This is a genomic window from Longirhabdus pacifica (genome assembly GCF_004115085.1).
Lineage (GTDB): Bacteria > Bacillota > Bacilli > Paenibacillales > DSM-105158 > Longirhabdus > Longirhabdus pacifica.
On record NZ_QXJP01000009.1, the window covers coordinates 106,197 to 126,197 of the forward strand.

The 20,001-nt window shown below is 39.6% G+C and carries 16 protein-coding genes; 14 read left to right on the plus strand and 2 right to left on the minus strand.

Features of this window, described 5'->3' with window-relative positions:
• The first annotated feature begins 61 nt into the window (after window positions 1-61).
• Entirely contained in the window at window positions 62-2,134 is a 2,073-nt protein-coding gene (locus D1Z92_RS09100) for a thioredoxin domain-containing protein (protein ID WP_128895350.1), read from the plus strand.
• A 41-nt stretch (window positions 2,135-2,175) separates the two neighbouring features.
• Window positions 2,176-2,721, plus strand: coding sequence for a DUF309 domain-containing protein (locus tag D1Z92_RS09105; protein ID WP_128895383.1), 546 nt, complete (start codon window positions 2,176-2,178; stop codon window positions 2,719-2,721).
• 158 nt (window positions 2,722-2,879) lie between these two features.
• Here the strand turns inward: D1Z92_RS09105 and D1Z92_RS09110 are convergent, their stop codons facing one another.
• Together D1Z92_RS09110 and D1Z92_RS09115 are read right to left on the minus strand one after the other, a co-directional pair.
• The gene (locus D1Z92_RS09110) at window positions 2,880-3,452 is read right to left on the minus strand and encodes a beta-class carbonic anhydrase (protein ID WP_128895351.1); all 573 of its coding nucleotides are present in this window, start codon (window positions 3,450-3,452) and stop codon (window positions 2,880-2,882) included.
• 179 nt (window positions 3,453-3,631) lie between these two features.
• Complete coding sequence (locus D1Z92_RS09115; RefSeq protein WP_240666639.1) at window positions 3,632-3,949, minus strand: iron-sulfur cluster biosynthesis family protein; 318 nt, start codon at window positions 3,947-3,949, stop codon at window positions 3,632-3,634.
• Window positions 3,950-4,128: 179 nt separating this feature from the next.
• Here D1Z92_RS09115 and D1Z92_RS09120 point away from each other — a divergent pair, with 179 nt between their 5' ends.
• The 12 genes from D1Z92_RS09120 to D1Z92_RS09175 all read left to right on the plus strand — a co-directional run bounded on the left by D1Z92_RS09120 (window position 4,129) and on the right by D1Z92_RS09175 (window position 19,991).
• On the plus strand, window positions 4,129-5,631 hold the full coding sequence (locus D1Z92_RS09120) for a carboxypeptidase M32 (protein WP_128895352.1): 1,503 nt from the start codon (window positions 4,129-4,131) through the stop codon (window positions 5,629-5,631).
• 57 nt (window positions 5,632-5,688) lie between these two features.
• Window positions 5,689-7,191, plus strand: coding sequence for a carboxypeptidase M32 (locus D1Z92_RS09125; RefSeq protein WP_128895353.1), 1,503 nt, complete (start codon window positions 5,689-5,691; stop codon window positions 7,189-7,191).
• A 9-nt stretch (window positions 7,192-7,200) separates the two neighbouring features.
• Window positions 7,201-8,172 (plus strand): aromatic acid exporter family protein, encoded by a 972-nt coding sequence (locus D1Z92_RS09130; protein ID WP_128895354.1) that lies wholly within the window; start codon window positions 7,201-7,203, stop codon window positions 8,170-8,172.
• A gap of 75 nt (window positions 8,173-8,247) precedes the next feature.
• On the plus strand, window positions 8,248-8,838 hold the full coding sequence (cotE, locus tag D1Z92_RS09135) for an outer spore coat protein CotE (RefSeq protein WP_128895355.1): 591 nt from the start codon (window positions 8,248-8,250) through the stop codon (window positions 8,836-8,838).
• Window positions 8,839-8,979: 141 nt separating this feature from the next.
• Window positions 8,980-10,278, plus strand: a complete 1,299-nt coding sequence (locus D1Z92_RS09140) for a putative amidoligase domain-containing protein (protein ID WP_164931529.1) — start codon at window positions 8,980-8,982, stop codon at window positions 10,276-10,278.
• Window positions 10,279-10,329: 51 nt separating this feature from the next.
• Complete coding sequence (gene mutS / locus D1Z92_RS09145; protein ID WP_128895357.1) at window positions 10,330-13,092, plus strand: DNA mismatch repair protein MutS; 2,763 nt, start codon at window positions 10,330-10,332, stop codon at window positions 13,090-13,092.
• A gap of 224 nt (window positions 13,093-13,316) precedes the next feature.
• Window positions 13,317-14,753 carry a S41 family peptidase gene (locus tag D1Z92_RS09150; RefSeq protein ID WP_164931530.1) on the plus strand — a complete coding sequence of 479 codons (1,437 nt, stop codon included), beginning with the start codon at window positions 13,317-13,319 and terminating at the stop codon, window positions 14,751-14,753.
• A gap of 33 nt (window positions 14,754-14,786) precedes the next feature.
• Window positions 14,787-16,787 carry a DNA mismatch repair endonuclease MutL gene (gene mutL / locus D1Z92_RS09155; protein ID WP_128895359.1) on the plus strand — a complete coding sequence of 667 codons (2,001 nt, stop codon included), beginning with the start codon at window positions 14,787-14,789 and terminating at the stop codon, window positions 16,785-16,787.
• A gap of 206 nt (window positions 16,788-16,993) precedes the next feature.
• On the plus strand, window positions 16,994-17,767 hold the full coding sequence (locus D1Z92_RS09160) for a class I SAM-dependent methyltransferase (RefSeq protein ID WP_128895360.1): 774 nt from the start codon (window positions 16,994-16,996) through the stop codon (window positions 17,765-17,767).
• A complete protein-coding gene (gene miaA / locus D1Z92_RS09165) occupies window positions 17,767-18,717 on the plus strand; it encodes a tRNA (adenosine(37)-N6)-dimethylallyltransferase MiaA (RefSeq protein ID WP_128895385.1) in 951 nt (316 codons plus the stop codon). Before D1Z92_RS09160 ends, miaA begins: the two co-directional genes overlap by 1 nt.
• A 157-nt stretch (window positions 18,718-18,874) precedes the next feature.
• On the plus strand, window positions 18,875-19,111 hold the full coding sequence (gene hfq / locus D1Z92_RS09170) for an RNA chaperone Hfq (protein ID WP_128895361.1): 237 nt from the start codon (window positions 18,875-18,877) through the stop codon (window positions 19,109-19,111).
• A gap of 199 nt (window positions 19,112-19,310) precedes the next feature.
• Window positions 19,311-19,991, plus strand: a complete 681-nt coding sequence (locus D1Z92_RS09175; protein WP_164931531.1) for an alpha/beta hydrolase — start codon at window positions 19,311-19,313, stop codon at window positions 19,989-19,991.
• The last annotated feature ends 10 nt before the right edge of the window (window positions 19,992-20,001 follow it).

The following is a 20,001-nucleotide window of genomic DNA, read 5'->3' on the forward strand; positions in this document are numbered from 1 at the left end:
TCATTAGACTATACGGTAGATTATTGTTTATACTGAAAGGAGGAAAGGATGTGCTCATAAGATGACACATAGACAACCGAACCTTTTATTGAAAGAAAAATCACCTTATTTACTTCAGCATGCTTACAACCCAATCCAGTGGTATCCATGGGGAGAAGCAGCGTTTCAAAAAGCAAAACAAGAAAATAAACCTGTTTTCGTATCTATAGGGTATAGCACTTGCCATTGGTGTCACGTCATGGAAAAAGAATCATTCGAAGACGAAGAGGTAGCAGCCATATTAAATGAGAATTTTATATCCATCAAAGTAGACAGGGAAGAACGTCCGGATGTGGATCACTTGTATATGGCGGTATGTCAAGCCTTAACAGGACAAGGGGGATGGCCACTGACGGTCATATTAACGCCACAGCAACAGCCATTTTTCGCTGGTACGTATTTTCCCAAACAACGTAAATACAATCGGAATGGGTTGCTTGAAATCTTACCGCAAATTATACATAAATGGAATGAAGAACCGCAGCGTGTCATAAACTCAGCGGAACAAATTACGGAACAAATCTCTAGTCGGCATTTAGGTCAGAAGCAGTCAAAGGAAGATACTATCAACAGTGCCATCCTGCATGAAGCGTTCAAACGTTATGCAGAATATTTCGAACCTACTTACGGTGGGTTTGGTAGCGCGCCAAAGTTTCCAACTTCCCATAACTTGTCCTATTTACTGCGCTATTATCATAAGACGAAAAATGAGAAAGCACTACACATGGTAGAAACAACATTGGATGCCATGTATCGCGGTGGCATGTACGATCACATTGGATTTGGTTTTGCTCGGTACGCCACGGATGAGAAATGGCTCGTACCACACTTTGAGAAGATGCTTTACGATAACGCCTTGCTTGCAATCACGTATTTGGAAGCATATCAAATCACGGGAAAACAGCAATATGCGACTATAGCGGAGCAAATTTTCACGTATGTACTGCGAGACATGACCGATGAACAGGGTGGATTTTACTGTGCGGAAGATGCAGACTCGGAAGGCGAAGAAGGGAAGTTTTACGTTTGGACACCGGAAGAGATCAAGCAAGTCATTGGGGAGCAAGATGGCGCGTGGTTTTGTCAGCTCTATGATATTACAGAGGAAGGAAACTTTGAAGGCAAAAGCATTCCTAATTTATTGCATCATACGTGGTCTGAGTTTGCTTCCGCAGAAGGAACTACGGTAGAAAACATACAACAAAGAGCAGAGCAGATGAGAGAAGCACTGTTCCATGCTCGTGAAGCTCGTATACATCCGCACAAAGACGATAAAATGTTAACGTCTTGGAATGCGCTCATGATCACAGCGTTAGCGAAAGGGGCACAAGTGCTAGGCCACTCCCAATACATTACTGCAGCGGAAAAGGCCGTGAAGTTTATCCAGCAGCATTTAATGGACGAAGAGGGCAGGCTGCTGGCTAGATATAGAGATGGAGAAGCGGCATTCAAAGGATATGTTGATGACTATGCCTTTTTGATATGGAGTTTAACGACGTTGTATGAAGTTACATTTAACCCACAATATATGGAACTGGCGATTCAATTACAGGAAAAGCAAAATGAATTATTTTGGGACGAACAGCAAGGGGGATATTATTTCTACGGTAATGACAGTGAACAGTTGTTGCTTCGACTGAAAGAAATTTATGATGGGGCCATGCCATCAGGGAATGGGATATCTACGTATAATTTAGCTAGATTGGCCAAATGGACCATGCGAGAAGATTGGAACGACATGGTAGAGCAGCAGTTGCTATCTTTTCAAGAAGCGGTAAGTAAATACCCTATGGGTTATGCGTTATATGTAACGGGATTAGACTTCTATTTACATGGGAATGAGCAGCTCGTGATAGCAGGCGACATCAAGGGAACAGACATGAGCAAGGTGCAAGCCGCATACAAACCGAATACGATCATGGCACATGCGCCAAATGAAGAGAGAGAGCAGTGGGAAAAGCTAATTCCTATTGTTGCAGATAAACAAAGTATCCATGAAATGACGACGTATTACGTATGTGAAGATTTTAGCTGCCAAGCACCAACGACATCGTTAGAATATGTTTTAACAAAACACCATAAAGAAACAACATAACATAAACAACATGACAAGGGGAGGGGAAACAAGTGAGTAGAATGAAACATTATCCAGAGGCGTATATGGAATACTTAGTGTATTTCCACAGTAACCGTGATTATTTTGAATGTCACGAAGTGCTAGAAGAATATTGGAAAGAACAACCTCAAGATCCATTTAGGCAAACGTGGGTCAGTCTCATACAACTTGCGGTATCGCTCTATCATCAGCGAAGACATAATGTAGCGGGAGCAGTGAAAATGATGGAAGGAGCGATCGCTCGATGTGATACACAGCATTTGAATGAGTTAGGAGTAGACGGGGAACAACTGCGACAGCAGATGGTGGAACGGTTGCAGCAACTGCATGAATTGCAAGAAGGCAAGGCAGACCTAGTCTATAGCGATATGAACTTCCCTTTCACAGACGAATCGTTGCTGCATCAATGTATGAAGCAGAGTGATGCACGCCAATGGATTTGGGGGAGCGACAGTGAGATACACGACGAACAGCTTATCCATAAACATACGTTGCGGGACCGATCGGAAGTGATCCAAGAAAGAGCAGAACAATTAGAGCGAAAACGATCTTCATCTTCACCGTAACGTACGTTACACTTACACATTATTTTTCCTTGAAAACAAAAGAAAGGCAATGCATGCAGTGGTTTACTTCTGCATACATTGCCTTGTTTGTTGTGCAAGTTGTGCACATACATAGTGCATACATGATGTATATGGTCAACATGATAAAGATCTAAATATTACTGCTTCAAATCTTTGTATCCGTCTACTACACGTTCTAATTTTCCAGTCGCAGGATCAATAATGAGCCCGTGAACAGGAATGCCAGCTGCAAGTAACGGATGATTGCGGATTACACTTACACTGCGTTTAACCCCTTCTTGTACAGAGTCAAATCCAGTGAGAAACGTATCGAGATCAATGCCGGCATGTCCTAATTGTGTAATGACTTCTTCTGCTATGCCAGACTCTTTCATCTTATCTATAATCGCGCTAGGGCTAATGCCCGTCATGCCGCAATCATGATGGCCAATGACGCATACTTCCTCCGCTTTTAAAGCATAAATCGCAACGAGAATACTACGCATGGTGTTTTCAAACGGTTCCGTCACAATCGCACCCGCGTTTCGTACCATTTTCACATCCCCATTTTTCAGATTCATCGCCTTGGGTAGTAGCTCTAATAGACGAGCATCCATACAAGTTAAAATCACCATTTTTTTATCTGGGAATTTAGAAGTTTCAAACTCCTCATACTGTTTGTTTTCTACAAAAGTTTCGTTAAAGGTCAATATGTTATCTATTGTGTTCATCGTAATCTTCCTTTCTATATAAGTTGAATGAACTTGTTTATACAACTTATTACCCCTAAACATAAGATGGAGAAATCTCAATATCATAACCTTTACGCCTGGCACCTGAGGCGTAAACTTATATTTCATAATTTCTCATCTAATAAGTTGAATGAACTTGTTATACCAACTTATTACCACTATTTATATTGAACGGGCATATCGTGATGATACGTTTGTTGTTTGCTTTTTAACTGAAATGCATGTTTACCTTCATCATAATCAATAGTTAGCGAATCTTCAAAGAAAACAGCGTGCCTTTTTTCATAGAGAATCGGCAATGCACTTCCCCTTGCCAAAACATCGCCACCGTCTGCCTCATCGACAAGCCATAAAGCAGGGACTCCACTCATGACACAGCCACAGCCTTCATGGTCAAAGGCTAATTTTATTATTTTGTTGTCATAAGTGCGTAATTTTCGCTCAGCGCTATCCGTCATATGGATCGTTATCTCCACTTGTACGTATACTCTCCTTTTTATTTTTCTTTAAATCTTACCATATTCCCATCAACATAATGTGATTTATTTTTTACTCTATTTATGATACAACTATATAGAATACATATCAAATTCGGACATGTCACATCAATGTCCATTCATGGTATAGGTTTAAAACATATAAGGGGGAATTGAGGATGCACGAAGCGATGATTTCATTGCGTGAGTTAGATAAAAAGATTGGACACTATGCAGAAGCGATAAGTTTATTAAACTGGGACTTGAGAACGAAAGCACCGAAAAGATCAGTAGAAAACAGAGCTGGAACGATGGGACTACTATCTGCTGAAATGTTTCAAACTTCCACTTCGGATGAAATGGGAGAGTTGCTTGCAAAGTTAAGTGAACCAGCTGTGTTTGATCAACTACCGCTTGTGGATCAAAAATTAGTAAAGAACAGAAAAAAAGAGTACGAGCTAAACACAAAAATTCCTCCAGCAATGTATAAAGAGTTTGTGGAATTAACGACAAAAGCGCAATCTGTTTGGGAAGAAGCTAGACATCAAAATGACTTCACGTTATTTCAGCCATATTTAGAAAAAATAGTGGAGATAAATCGAAAAAAAGCAGACTTGTACGGTTACGAAGATCATCCGTATGATGCGCTAGTAAATACATATGAAACTGGAATGAATGTAGCTACTTTAGATACAGTGTTTAACGAAGTGAAAGAAGGCATCATCCCGCTATTGGAAAAAGTAAAGGCAAGTAAACAACCAGATACTGCATTTTTAAAGCAAGATATGGATATCGATAAACAAAGACAGTTTGGAGAGTTTATCGCGAAAGAGATGGGGTACGATTTCAACAGTGGTCGTATCGATGAGACGGCACATCCGTTTATGACACAAATTAATAATGGAGATGTCCGTATTACGACGCATTATAAAGAGAACAATGTGATGTTTGCTTTAGGTGGCACGATGCACGAAACAGGACATGCCCTTTACGAGCAAAATATAGCGGAGGAATTAGGTGGCACATCGCTATACTCAGGAACTTCCCTCGGTATACATGAATCGCAATCTCGTTTTTGGGAAAATCAAATCGGATTCAGCTATGAGTTCTGGGAAAAATATTACGATGCATTCAAAGAAACATTCCCAGGAAAATTAGATGACGTATCGTTGCAAGATTTTTATGCGGCAATCAATCAAGCGGAACCGAATTTTATTCGTATTGAGTCCGATGAATTAACGTACAACTTACACATTATTATTCGCTACGAATTAGAAAAAGCGTTAATTACAAAAGAACTAGAAGTCAAAGATTTACCACAGGCTTGGAACGATAAGTATGAGCAATATTTGGGCATTATACCAAGTAGCGATAGTATAGGTGTGCTGCAAGATGTACACTGGTCTATGGGCGCGATTGGATACTTCCCAACGTATGCATTAGGTAACTTATATGCAGCACAAATGACGGAAACGATGAAAAAACAAATGCCACAGTACAGTGACCTTATTCGCAAAGGTGACCTTGCTCCGATCAAGCAGTGGATGACAGAAAACGTATATCGTCACGGTTCCATGTATGAACCGAATGAATTGATTCAACAAATTACAGATGAGCCTTTGAATGCTTCCTATTTCGTGAACTATGTAAAAGAAAAATTCGGTTCCCTGTATTCCTTATAAGAGCGTTATAAGAAAAGATCAAAGCTATATTTTTACTATAAGTAGGAGGAAATACAAATGACAGATGCGATCACAACGTTACGTGAATTAGATAAAAAAATTAACTATTATGGAGAAGCGATCAGTTTAATGTACTGGGATCTTCGTACGCATGCACCGAAAAATTCTGTGAAAGCAAGATCACAAAGTATCGGATTATTATCTACTGAACAATTTAAATTGTCTACTTCAGATGAGATGGGGACATTGCTAGAGTCATGCAGCGAAGAGCAAACTTTTGCTAAACTGTCTGAGATGGATCAAAAATTAGTGAAGATGTTAAAGAAGCAATACGATAGAAGTAAGAAAATACCTACAGAAATGTACCAAAAGTTCGTGGAGTTGACGACAACAGCAGAATCCGTATGGGAAGATGCAAAGGGTGATGCCGATTTCGCTTCATTCCAACCGTATTTAGAAGAAATCGTGGAATACAACAAAAAATTTGCTGAGATCTGGGGATATGAAGACAACCCCTACAATGCATTGATCGAAGATTATGAAACAGGGATGACAGTGGAAACGTTGGATAGGGTGTTTGCACAAGTGAAAGAGCGTATCGTTCCGCTTGTAGCTAAAGTAAGAGAAGCAGAGCAGCCAGACACTTCTTTCTTGAAGCAGCCGTTAGATATAGAACAACAAAAGAAACTAGGGGAGTTCGTGTTAAAAGAAATTGGATACGACTTTCAGAGTGGACGTATCGATGAAACGGTGCATCCGTTTATGATCGACATCAATCACGGAGATATTCGTGTCACCACAGCGTATAAAGAAAATGACTTCATGTTTTCCTTCGGTTCTACTGCACATGAAGGTGGACATGCGCTATATGAGCAAAATATTGCGGAGAAGTTAGCGGGTACTTCGTTGTGCAGTGGTACCTCCATGGGTATACATGAATCACAATCTCGCTTTTGGGAAAATCAAATTGGATTAAGTTACGAGTTCTGGGAAAAATATTATAGTAAATTGAAAGAATTTTTCCCTGGGAAATTTGACGACGTTGCATTAGATGATTTTTATGCAGCCATCAATCAGGCAGCTCCAAACTTGATTCGTATTGAGGCAGATGAATTAACGTATAACTTACACATTATGATTCGCTACGAATTAGAAAAATCATTAATTAGTGGCGAATTGAAGGTTGCTGATTTGCCGCAAGCATGGAATAAAAAATATGAGGAGTACTTAGGCATTACACCAAGTCATGATGGAGAAGGTGTATTACAAGACGTTCACTGGTCTGGTGGAAGCTTTGGATACTTCCCTACTTATTCACTCGGTAATATGTACGCTGCACAAATCACGCATGTGATGAAACAAGAGATGCCTGCATATGAGCAGCATATTAGAGAGGGTAACTTCTCCCCTATCAAAGCGTGGTTAACGGATAAAGTATACCGTCATGGTAAAATGTTAACACCTAATGAATTAATTCAAGACATTGCAGGTGAAGAATTAAACCCGCAATATTTGATTGAATATATGGAAGAAAAATTCACTAAAATCTACAACTTCTAGGGGAATGACATGGGAATAAGAACGTTAAAAACCGCTATCGCTGTGCTGATAGCGGTTTATCTTGCATATTGGTTAGATCTTCATTACATCATGTCCGCCGCACTTTTAGCGATACTGGGTGTAGACGTGACGAAGAAAAAGACATTTTTAAGCTCTTTTGTTCGCATGGCTGCATCTATTTTAGGGATGTCCATTGCTATCGTTATCTTTGCTGTTCTTGGATTTCATCTGTGGGTCATTCCTATCTTCATCTTTACGGCTATTGCTGTGTTGGTGAAATTGAAATTGCAAAGTGGGATTGTGACCAGCACCGTTATCGTGCTGCACTTAGTAGAACAGCAATCTCTAGCATTAGCCGCGATAGGCAATGAGGTCATGCTGCTCATCGTCGGCCTAGGTAGCGCGATGATCGTCAACTTAATTTATATGCCAGATGCAGAGGATGACTTGCAGCAGCATAAACATGATCTGGAAGATTTATTTTCCGTTATTTTCTCCAAAATGGTCAATCAACTGGAGCATCCGAATGAAGTATGGTCAGGAGAAGAGTTATTACAGGCAGAGGGCATACTACATGAAGCAAAGCATATTGTAGAAAATCAAAGTGAAAATATGCTGTTCAAGTCCAACACCGCTTGGGCTACATATTTTCATATGCGTGAGCAGCAGCTGCAATCGATTAAAAGAATGATGCGTCTCGTCTCGCATGTGTATCATCTATACACTCATAATAAAATGATTGCTGAACTTCTATCCGAACTAAGCGAAGATGTGAAAAATGAATTTTACACTGGGAATGTAGAGAAGAAATTAGGTGAATTAGAACAAAAATTTAAAGGGATGACACTCCCATTAACAAGAGAAGAATTTGAAGTGAGATCCGCACTACTTCAACTTATTTTGGAGTTAGAACATTATATTTTTTACGCTAAAGAAAGCAAGAAAAAGAAAAAAATAATGCCTAGTTCAAAGAGCTTATAAACTTTTTGTCACTTTAGCCTACTTTGTTGCATACACTTAAGTAATGACAAAGAAGTGTTAGAGGAGGTTAGAAATATGTCATCCGCTAATCGTGACTTTCAATACAGGGAAATCATTACAAAAGGTGTGATTGGCAAAGGAAGAAAGTTCTCGCAAATGAACCACGTCGTAACTCCGAACCACAAACCGACCAGTATGCTTGGCTGTTGGATTATTAACCACGAATACGAAGCATTGCTATCTGAAAATAATCACGTAGAAGTAGTGGGTACGTTTGATGTCAATGTATGGTATTCCTATGATAAGAATACGAAAACGGAAGTGGTAAATGAAATTGTTTCGTATGTGGATATTGTAAAACTGCAATTTTTAGACCCCAATTATCGAGGGAACACATTGGAAGTCAGTGCTGATGCAACGCAGCAACCTAGTTGCGTAGAAGCAAATATTGCACAAAATGGTAAAGATATTACGTTGAAAGTGGAACGTGAATTTAAAGTGGAAATGGTAGCTGAAACGAAATTAACGGTTCTTGTCACAGAAAATGGTGATGACGATAAGTTCATCGGACTGATGGACGAAGTTGATGGAGCCAATGACGACTTAGAATTCGAAGATTTAGATCCTGAATTTTTAGATGACGATTTTGATGATGAGTTAAACTAACATCAAGGATGTATACATTATACGTACATTTCGTTGAAAAGAAGTGGTTGTATGCATAATGTGTCTTATGTATTGTACGAAACAGGTAGTGATATGGACGCCCTTTTACAAAAACTACATATGCCCTCGGGGAGTTACCCATTGCAAGGGAATCAACGCATCACTTTGCAATGGGGTAAATATATGAAAAAGGATACACCATTTTATGTACTTAATCGCAAGCAAAGTGTGGACCAATTAAATAACCTTCAGCGAGTGAAACATATATTAGCTTTATATAATATGCACTACGAACCATACACACATCAATCGGAGTGGATGAAAAGCTATATTGTGCCTGTTTTTAATTTGAATGTATTAGATGTGATTGAAAAATTCACGCGTCCAACGAAAACTACTTTTCGTTACCACGCGTTAGATGCTTCTCAATTATGGTATAAAAGAATAGCTCACGCTGCCATCAAATGTGTGTATGCATGTGGGCTAGATTTTGCGCTGGTGGAATTACAAATGCGAGGAAACGGGAAATGTACGATTCGTCACATTGATCCTGCACCACATTGTGACGAAGCTGTAGCGTCCCGCTTTGCTGATGCCATACATCAATTTGATATGGACGTTGTAAAAGAGTATCGAAGAAAAGAACGTCCAATGATGGGATTAGATTTAGAATTTTTATTGGTGAAAGGGAATGAAGAAGTACTTCCTGCACATCACATTCTCCATAAAAATGGAATGATCGGCACAGACTCCCTTTATGTGAACGATCATTATGAACAAGTGATTGCAGAGCTTCGTCCAAACCCAGCACCTGAGCCGAATCGATTGCTGAAGCACGTTTGGCAAACGATGCAAAAAGCACATCATATGATAGAACCTGAAGATGTGAAGTGGTATGGAGGCGGTATGCCTTGCGATGGCTATTCCCTCGGCGGGCATATTCATTTGAGTAACATATGGCTCCATACTCATTTGTTAAGAACGTTGGACAATTACTTAGCCCTCCCACTGGTGTTATTAGAAGATAGTACAACAAAGCACAGAAGGAAAAAACACGGTTATTTAGGTAATTTCCGCCTTAAAAATCATGGTGGATTTGAATACCGTACATTGCCTAGCTTCATTGTATCTCCCCTGATTACAAAAGGGGTATTGGCATTGACTTATGTCATCACCCACCATTACAGGGAGTTAACCAAACAACCTTTGAACGATTACCACGTATTGAAGGCATATTTCCAAGGAGATAAAGCTACGTTAAAGCCTATCGTACTAGACTTGTGGGAACAGTTAGAGCAGTGCGATAGTTATCAAAAATATAAAGCCTATTTACAACCGATGAAACAAAGTATCATAGACAACCGACATTGGGTAGAAAATAAAGACATAAAAACAAGATGGAAATTACACCCCACCTCGCAACGTCTTATTCAAGTATAAACAATTCATGTTATAATAAAGGATGAATGAAATAAGAGCTGGGGGAAAGTAATGGCACAGTATACTCCAATGATCATGCAATATTTAGAAATAAAAAAGCAGGCTACAGATGCTTTTTTGTTTTTTCGTTTAGGAGACTTTTATGAACTATTTTTTGAGGATGCAAAGTTAGCATCAAGAGAGTTAGAGATTACATTAACAGGTAGAGATGGCGGGGCCAAAGAGCGCATACCGATGTGCGGTGTTCCGTACCATTCTGCCGAAAACTATATTGCTAGATTAATAGATAAAGGTTATAAAGTAGCAATTTGCGAACAAGTAGAAGCGCCACAACAAGGTAAGGGTGTGGTGAAGCGGGAGATCGTCCGTGTCGTCACACCTGGAACATATACGGAAGTGAGCCAAGATAAAGCAAATCATAACAACTTTATGGTTAGTATGTTACATAGTGGGTCTTCGTATGCGCTGGCAGCTTGTGACTTATCGACTGGGGAATTGTATCATACGTGTTTCGAAGGAACATGGGATCAGTTTATGGATGAAGTCATGATGTACGAGCCTTCGGAAATCATGGCGGAGGCATCCTTGTGGGATTCGTTGTCCACTCATCCTCCATTACAGTTGAAAAACGTAGTGATGACAGAAAGCAGTGTTCCATCATCCTATGCAGCGCTATTGGAACGCACTTTTTCCAGTCAGGAAGTGGCTGCGCTGCAACCTGTAGGTAAAATGTGTATTGCCATGTTAGTAGACTATATTGCACGTACACAGAAAAGAGCACTAACCCATATCACTCATATACAAACCTATACCTCCAATCAATATATGGTCATTGACCCCTTCTCCAGAAGGAACTTAGAGCTGACGGAAACGGTGCGAGATCATGATAAGAAAGGTTCCTTATTGTGGCTGTTGGACGATACTGTAACGTCCATGGGAGGAAGGTTGCTGCGTCGTTGGCTAGATAAGCCACTGATGAATGAGCAGCATATTCATGCACGATTAGAAGCAATTGAAACCTTGGTTGACCAAGTTATTTTACGAGAAGATGTGAGAAGTCACTTAAAAGGCATTTACGATTTAGAACGTCTAGTAGGTAAAATATCTTTAGGAAATGTCAATGCTAGAGACTTAGTGGCACTTCGTCAATCGTTGCAGCAAGTTCCATTATTAGTACAGGAGTGTGCCCAATCATCTTCATCTACGTTAAAACAGATGAGTCGTCAAGTGGATTTATGTCAAGATGTCCATAAACTTATTGATCATGCGATCGTGGATGAACCGCCTTTGACTGTAAAAGAAGGTGGTATGTTCAAGAAAGGGTTCGACGCCTATCTGGATCAGCTCCGAGAAGCAAGTAGTAACGGGAAGCAGTGGATTGCTGAACTGGAGAAACAAGAGCGAGAAGATACAGGCATTAAGTCACTTAAAGTAGGATATAACAAAGTTTTCGGTTATTATTTAGAAGTAAGGAAAGCGAACATTCATCTGCTGCCTGAAGGGAAATACGAACGTAAACAAACGTTAACGAACGCAGAGAGATACATTACACCGCAGCTAAAAGAGAAAGAAGCTCTCATTTTAGAAGCGGAAGATAAAATGACCGACTTAGAATATGATATGTTTCTACAATTGCGTGAACAGCTGCTGCCGCATATTCCGAAGCTACAATCGCTAGCAACGTTCATTGCGGAGATGGATGTACTACAGTCACTATCCACCATCAGTAGTAAGTACCAATTTGTCAAACCAGAAGTAAGTGCGAAGTATGCACTGCATGTAGAAGCAGGAAGACATCCTGTGGTGGAAAAAGTGTTGGAAGATGAACACTTTATCGCTAATGACTGCCACCTTCATGAAGAAGAAGCGATGATGTTAATTACAGGCCCGAATATGGCAGGGAAAAGCACGTACATGCGACAAGTGGCATTAATTTTAACGATGGCGCAAATTGGATGTTTTGTGCCAGCCAAAAGAGCAGTGTTGCCTATCGTCGACCGTATTTTCACCCGTATTGGTGCTGCTGACGATTTAGTTGGTGGACAGAGTACGTTTATGACGGAAATGAAAGATATTCAAACGATGACGGAGAAAGCAACGTCCCAAAGTTTGCTTATTATCGACGAATTAGGTCGAGGTACCTCCACTGGAGAAGGCATGGCGATCGCCCAGTCCGTTATTGAGTTTATCCATGAGAAAATTGGCTGTAAAACATTAGTCTCCACTCATTTTCATGAATTGGCGCACTTAGAGGAAAGTTTGTCTCGCCTCAAAAACTATAGTATGGCTGTCAGTGAAAAAGAAAATAAAGTCACGTTCCTTCGTAAATTAGTGGAAGGTGCAGCAAGTTCAAGTTACGGTATTTACTGTGCACAAATAGCAGGTTTGCCATCTAGTGTGATTGATAGAGCTTACAGTTTGCTACAAGGACAAGCATATGAAGAAGACAATAATAATACTCAGGTTATTTTATCTTCTTCTGGGTTTGACGCTAAACAAACTAATGGATTTATTGCTGAATCAGCAATTGATTCTACGTCTGAATTTATATCTGACCAAACTTCTGACGCTACATCTACATCTACATCTACATTTACATCAGAACCTATTTCTAAGCTTGACGCTGAGCCTGAGCAGCTATCTTTATTTCAAGGTTCAAAAGAGATGAATAGTATAAAAAAGAAAGAAATAAAACAAGGAAATGACAAATATGTAAACAACATAATGGACACATTAAAAGGAATGGATTTAATGAATATGACACCGATGGATGCCATGAATATGTTGTATGATTTGAAAAAACAAGTAAAATAGATATAAGATGAAGAAATATTGAATTACAAGTTTACGCCTTACGCCTCAGATGCCAGGCGTAAAGGTGGATATGGAGATTTCTCCATCTTATGTTTAGCGGTAATAAGTTGGTTGAACAAGTTCATCCAACTTATCTATAAGAAGAAATAATGAATTACAAGTTTACGCATTTTTGCATTATTCATGGGAACTATAACATGCCTATGAAAAGAGAGGAGATTTATATGCTAAAGCAAAGGTTGAGCTGGAAACGATTAATAGCCGTACTATTTCTATTTGCAGTTGTGATATCCGCAGTATCTTTCTCTACGATGGAGGCAGACACCACCCCAAATAAAATACAGGAAGTATATGATTTATTAAATGAGAATCATTTAGAAGGCAACAAAGAAGAGGAAATGACGAATGCGGCTATTCAGGCCATGGTAGAGGTGTACGGTGATCCATACACGCAATACTTTAATCCTGAAGAGTGGAAAGAGTTTCAACGTACAATGCAGTCATCTTATGTTGGTATTGGTGTAAGGATTGCCCAAGATGAAGAAGGTATTTCTATTGTTGAAGTTTTCGATGAGTCTTCTGCGAAGGAAGCAGGTTTAAAATCTGGTGACTATATTACAGCGGTAGAAGGCAACGCGGTAGGCGATAAAACAACATCGGAGTTAGTACAAGAAATTATAGGACCAGAGAAGACAAAAGTAAACATTACGATCACAAGAGATGGGGAGAAAATGGACTTTAAGTTAGAAAGACGACAAGTCCAAATCCCAGCAGTACAAAGTTTCATGTTTTCAGATGGTGTAGGTTATTTGCAATTAAACTCATTCAGTGAAGATGCAGACAAAGAGTTTGCAAACGGATTGGAAAGTTTACAAAAAGAAGATATGCAATCGCTCATCATAGATTTGCGTAATAACCCTGGAGGTTATTTAGATATTGCATTAAACATTAGTAAATTGTTTATCGAAGAAGGTACATTGATTTACACGAAAGATAATAAAGGGGACCTAGAAGGTTTAGCCATTAAAAACGGGAAAGAAGCACAACATCCAATTACAATTATGCTGAATGAAAACAGCGCGAGTGCTTCCGAGGTGCTTTCTGGGGCACTACAAGATTACGAATTAGCAACCATAGTGGGCACCAAGTCTTTTGGTAAAGGAAGTGTGCAGCGTTTATTTCCGCTAACAGACGGCTCCATGATTAAAATTACGATGGAAGAATATTTAACACCGAAAAAGAGAAAAGTCAATGGTGAAGGACTACCGCCAGACGTGAATGTTGAAGGTGCAGCAGAACAGCTTATTACTGCCATGCATACGGCTGGGGTCAAAAACTTTAATATTTCATTGAATGAAGAGCTTATTTCGATTAATGATAAAGAATATTCTACTGATGTAGAGCTTGTAGAAGAAAACGGAAATGTATACGCACCTGTTCGCTTTTTAGCATCGTTAATTGGCGCAGAGGTGAAATGGAACAGTGAAGCAGAACAAGTCGAATTAGTAATCGGTGAACAGTCTCAAGTTTTAAAAGAAAATGAATACCAGTTGTATCGTGACGGTAAAAACTATGTAGATGTTCAGCATTTTGCATCACAATACAGCATCTTAGAAGCTACAGCAAAAGAAGACGGATGGCAATTTACTATTAAAAAATAAGAATAAGTAAGGAAAAAGTAAGGGGTCGAAAGCATGGGGAGAATTAATATATTAGACGACCATATTGCCAATCAAATCGCTGCCGGTGAAGTGGTGGAACGTCCTTCATCGGTAGTGAAAGAGTTGGTAGAAAATGCAGTAGATGCCGGCAGTTCGACCATCCAAATTATCATTGAAGACGGTGGATTGAACCTCATTCGAGTGATAGATGATGGGGCAGGGATAGAAGCAAGTGATGTGGAAAAAGCTTTCTGTCGTCATGCAACAAGTAAAATCAAAAGTAATCGCGATTTGTTTCAAATTCAAACCCTCGGCTTTCGTGGCGAAGCACTCCCTAGTATTGCAGCGGTATCGAAGCTGGAATGTATCACTTCATCGAGCACTAGCGGCTTAGGAAGTAAAATGGTAATTGAAGGCGGTAAGATCGTCGCTCATGAAGAAACAAGGGCAAGTCAGGGTACGGATATTAAAGTGAGCGCGCTGTTTTACAACACACCAGCAAGATTGAAATATATGAAGACGATACAGACAGAGTTGTCACATGTTACCGACTATGTGTATCGTATGGCGCTGTCTCATCCTCACATCGCTTTTATATTAAAACATAACGGAAGATTGTTGCTGCAAACACAAGGTAACGGGGACATGTTGCAAGTGATTGCTGCGATTTACGGCAGGCAAACTGCAAAACAAATGTACAGCATAGAAGGGGAAGACTTAGATTATCAGCTAACAGGTTACGCTTCATTACCGGAATGTACGCGGGCAAATCGCAATGGCATTACGCTTATGGTCAATGGCCGTTATATTAAACATTTTACGATCAATAAAGCCATACTTGAGGCATATCATACGCTACTTCCTGTTCATCGTTTTCCCATTGCGGTGCTTCATTTGAAAATGGACCCAACGCTACTAGATGTGAACGTGCATCCGTCAAAATTGGAAGTTCGGTTTAGTAAAGAGACTTCGTTATTAAAACTAGTCACCCATACATTAAGGACGGCGTTGCGTGAACAAGTGCTTATTCCAGAAGGTCATATGATGAAAAAAAGTAGAAAAGAAAGTCCGGCAGTGATACAAGAAAAACTAGATTTGAAAACGACTTCTAGTATTTCTGAATCTATTGCGCCTTCTCTCAACGCAACTACTCATACTGACCAACGTGATACGCGGGAACAGCGCGCAATCAAGGAGAACGACACATCAACGAATCATACACGGAATAGAAAAAGTGATGATATAGCACCGAGCATAGGCTCTTCCAAAACTCCTAATTTACGTCAACAACACACAACACCTGTCGTAAAAGAAGCGGTGCGCAACTTTTTAACGGAATTACAGCAAAATAAAACAGAACAACATGCTACGTCCATGGAACAACCATCTAATGTACAGTATCAAGACGCGTCATTATCTTCACCTTCTGATGTTGACAACAATACATCATCTTTTCCTCACTTGTATCCTATCGGTCAAATGAGAGGAACTTATATTTTAGCGCAAAATGAAGATGGACTATTTTTAATCGATCAGCATGCAGCACATGAACGCATTCATTATGAATATTATTATCAAAAATTCGGAGAACCGGAAAAAGCAAGTCAAGAGCTCTTAGTCCCTATCACGTTAGAATTTACAAAAGTACAGATGAATGTGTTAGAAGATCGTATACCTTTATTTGAACAAGTAGGGGTTTATCTGGAAGCATTTGGTGGCAATACATTTCGTGTACACGCCTGTCCGCATTGGTTTCCAAAAGGGGAAGAACAGCGGATCATAGAGGAAATGGCAGAGTGGATTATAGAAGAGAAGAAAGCGATAGATGTAGCGAAATTAAGAGAGAAAGCTTCTACACTTTGTTCATGTAAAGCTTCGATTAAAGCCAATCAATCGCTCAGCATGAAGGAGATGAACGCGCTTATTGAACGCCTTGCGCAGTGTCGTGTTCCTTATACGTGCCCACATGGCAGACCGATTGTTGTCAGCTTTTCTAATTATGAATTAGAGAAGATGTTTAAGCGCGTCATGTGATGATATCAACGACATGAGTAGGCTGAACAATGGATGTTGTTCAGTCTCTTTTTTTGTCTTAGGACACTTGCTTACAGCATGTACACTGTTTATACCCTTTATAGTGCTGATTTATATACACATCTTTTTACTAAAATATTATTTTTCATGTTGAATAGTACTTTTGAAGTGCTTTTATAAGAATTACAGTGAAATGGAGTACAGTCATGATCATTACAACATCCTATAAAGCAGCGAAGCATACGACGGCTCACGCTGCGGCATTGGCTAATCAAATGGACGGCAGCGCAGTCATACGGAAGTCCAATACGATATCGCAATTGATGAAATACTATCAAGAAGAACATGTTATGGTGGTGGAGGATGAGGGAACGTTAAAATATTATGCAAAAGGACATTCTCCATTATTTTTTCACCCCAATATGGCACAATTACGTATTTCTAGAATGATAAAAGGAGAGACTGATCCATTAGTAAGAGCAGGAGACATAAGGGAGGGAGATCATGTTTTAGATTGTACGATGGGATTGGCCTCTGATACATTAGTTCTCTCTTACGCTGTTGGAAAAGAAGGTAAAGTCACCGCTTTGGAATCTTCTGCTGTCATCTATGAAATCATGGTGCAAGGGATGGAGCACTATGCATTTGATCTAGAAGTACTGCATGAGGTGAAACAAAACATACACATGGTTCACATGGACTATTTAGAAATGCTACAATCATTAGCAGACAACAGTGTGGATGTTGTTTATTTTGATCCGATGTTTCGAACTGCAATGGATCAATCTACACCGCTTGCGCCTTTAAGGGGAATTGCCAATGCATCTCCTCTGACGTTGCAAGCTATACAAGAAGCAAAGCGTGTAGCACGAAGGCGAGTGGTGATGAAAGAGAATAAATATAGTGGAGAGTTTGCAAGACTCGGTTTTGAACAAGTGTTGCGAACTTATGCAAAAACAGCGTATGGAGTGATGGAATGATGACAGAAACGATACAACGAAAAGAACCACTACTCGTTATTGTAGGTCCAACTGCATCGGGGAAAACGAAAATAAGTTTAGATATTGCTAATACATATAATGGGGAAATTATTTCTGGTGATTCGATGCAAGTGTATCGAGGCATGGATATCGGTACAGCGAAAGCAAGTAGAGCAGAAAGAGAGCAAATCCCGCACCACCTGATTGATATTCGAAATCCAGATGAAGGCTATTCCGTATCTGAATTTCAACAGATGGCCAAAGCTAGTATTACAGACATTGCTGCAAGAGACAAGCTGCCCATTATTGTTGGAGGTACGGGACTGTATATTGAATCCGTCTGTTATAACTATGCATTTACGGAAGTGTCTTTTCACGAAGATTACCGCAAATCACTCATGCAATATGCAGAGGAACACGGCAATGAGATGTTACACTCCAAATTGCAACAAGTGGATGCACAAGCTGCAGAGCGACTTCATCCCAACGATACACGCCGCATCATTAGAGCATTAGAAATATTTGAGTTTACGGGCAAGACGATGAGTGAAGCTTTGCAAGCACAACAAAAGCAGTCTCCGTATACATTATGCTTGATAGGCTTGACAATGGATAGGCAATTGCTATATAAACGAATTGAAGAACGAATTGATGAAATGATGGAACAAGGCTTGCTAAACGAAGTGGAGCAGTTGCTTGCAAAGGGCTATGATACCGATATGGTTTCCATGCAAGCATTAGGGTATAAAGAAATGATAGGATATTTATCCGGTGAATATGACTTGGATCGCGCCGTCTACTTGTTAAAGCGAGATACACGCAGATTCGCTAAGCGCCAACTTTCATGGTTTCGTCGAATGAATGAAATTCATTGGATTGATGTAACAGATGGTAATTTTACTAAGCATCTGCAACATATTCATGATATAATAGGTGGAAAGCTTTATTAAAACTGTTATTCCATAGTGAACGTTTTCACCTGCACTTTTGCAGAATATGATGATGAAAAGCTAGACGATGATGGCATATATATTGTTATATATAGTTGAACTCATCATTGTAACATCAAAAATACATAGGATTTTAATTTAAGGGGGAGTTACAAACATGAATAAGTCGATCAACATTCAAGACACTTTTCTTAACCAAATTCGGAAGGAGAACATTCCTGTAACCGTGTATTTAACGAACGGTTTTCAAATTAGAGGATTGATCAGAGCGTTTGATAATTTCACGATCATTATCGATAGCGAAGGGAAACAGCAGATGATATACAAGCATGCTATTTCTACTTTCACACCGCAACGTTCTGTTTCTTTAATGCAAGATAATACGGAAGAATAAATTTTGTTTATTATATCTTCAACCTATATAAGTGGAATGAATTTGTTTAACCAACCTGTTACCACTGTGCATAAGATGAAGAAACCTTTATATCGTAATGTAATCATGGTAAACGTGGCAAACTAGAAATAAAGAGGAACTCGATGATGCAGTATATCGAGATTCCTTTTTTTGTACATAAAGATAGGTGGGGGTACCGTTGACGAACAACAAACAATCTTTACTTATTCATGGTTTTACCGGCGGAACGCATGAGCTTGAACCGTTAGCTAATTATTTGCGTGAACGAGATTGGGGTTGCTCTCTTCCTCTATTGCCAGGGCATGGAAACGAACATACATTGCAGGATGTCACGTATGAGCAATGGATTTGGCGAGCAGAAATGGAAGCGGCTAAGTTAGCTTCGCGTTACGGTAGTTTTGATCTTGTAGGTTTTTCCATGGGAGGTATGATTGCATCGTATATTGCAAACCGCTATCCAGTTAGAAAATTGGTGTTGCTTAATGCGGCGTTGATCTATGTTTCACCACGAAGATTTATCCGTACCACCTGGGAAAAGTGGAAGCGTAATGAGTGGAAGCAAATGCAGCAGTTAGATAAAATTCAAAATACCCCCGTGACTGCTGTGATAGAATTTATGAAGTGTGTGAGAGACTTATCCTCAGAGCTGCATCATATTAAAGTCCCTACATTGGTCGTACAAGGCATGAGTGATGAAGTCGTTCATCCATACAGCGCGTACAGGATTAAAAAAAGAATACATAACGATGTGTATTTGAAGACATATCCTAAATCGAAACATCTGATTTGTTTAGATTGTGAATCAGATCAAGTATTCTCTGACGTGCATCACTTTCTTAGCAGTAATGACATAAAATAAATGGGAATGT

Bases quoted from the DNA above. Each gene is read 5' to 3' on its own strand.
- D1Z92_RS09110 (WP_128895351.1), bottom strand. From the start codon at position 3,452: ATGAACACAATAGATAACATATTGACCTTTAACGAAACTTTTGTAGAA.
- mutL (WP_128895359.1), top strand. From the start codon at position 14,787: ATGGGGAGAATTAATATATTAGACGACCATATTGCCAATCAAATCGCT.
- D1Z92_RS09125 (WP_128895353.1), top strand. From the start codon at position 5,689: ATGACAGATGCGATCACAACGTTACGTGAATTAGATAAAAAAATTAAC.
- D1Z92_RS09105 (WP_128895383.1), top strand. From the start codon at position 2,176: ATGAAACATTATCCAGAGGCGTATATGGAATACTTAGTGTATTTCCAC.
- D1Z92_RS09160 (WP_128895360.1), top strand. From the start codon at position 16,994: ATGATCATTACAACATCCTATAAAGCAGCGAAGCATACGACGGCTCAC.
- D1Z92_RS09120 (WP_128895352.1), top strand. From the start codon at position 4,129: ATGCACGAAGCGATGATTTCATTGCGTGAGTTAGATAAAAAGATTGGA.
- D1Z92_RS09150 (WP_164931530.1), top strand. From the start codon at position 13,317: ATGCTAAAGCAAAGGTTGAGCTGGAAACGATTAATAGCCGTACTATTT.
- D1Z92_RS09130 (WP_128895354.1), top strand. From the start codon at position 7,201: ATGGGAATAAGAACGTTAAAAACCGCTATCGCTGTGCTGATAGCGGTT.
- cotE (WP_128895355.1), top strand. From the start codon at position 8,248: ATGTCATCCGCTAATCGTGACTTTCAATACAGGGAAATCATTACAAAA.
- hfq (WP_128895361.1), top strand. From the start codon at position 18,875: ATGAATAAGTCGATCAACATTCAAGACACTTTTCTTAACCAAATTCGG.
- mutS (WP_128895357.1), top strand. From the start codon at position 10,330: ATGGCACAGTATACTCCAATGATCATGCAATATTTAGAAATAAAAAAG.
- miaA (WP_128895385.1), top strand. From the start codon at position 17,767: ATGACAGAAACGATACAACGAAAAGAACCACTACTCGTTATTGTAGGT.
- D1Z92_RS09100 (WP_128895350.1), top strand. From the start codon at position 62: ATGACACATAGACAACCGAACCTTTTATTGAAAGAAAAATCACCTTAT.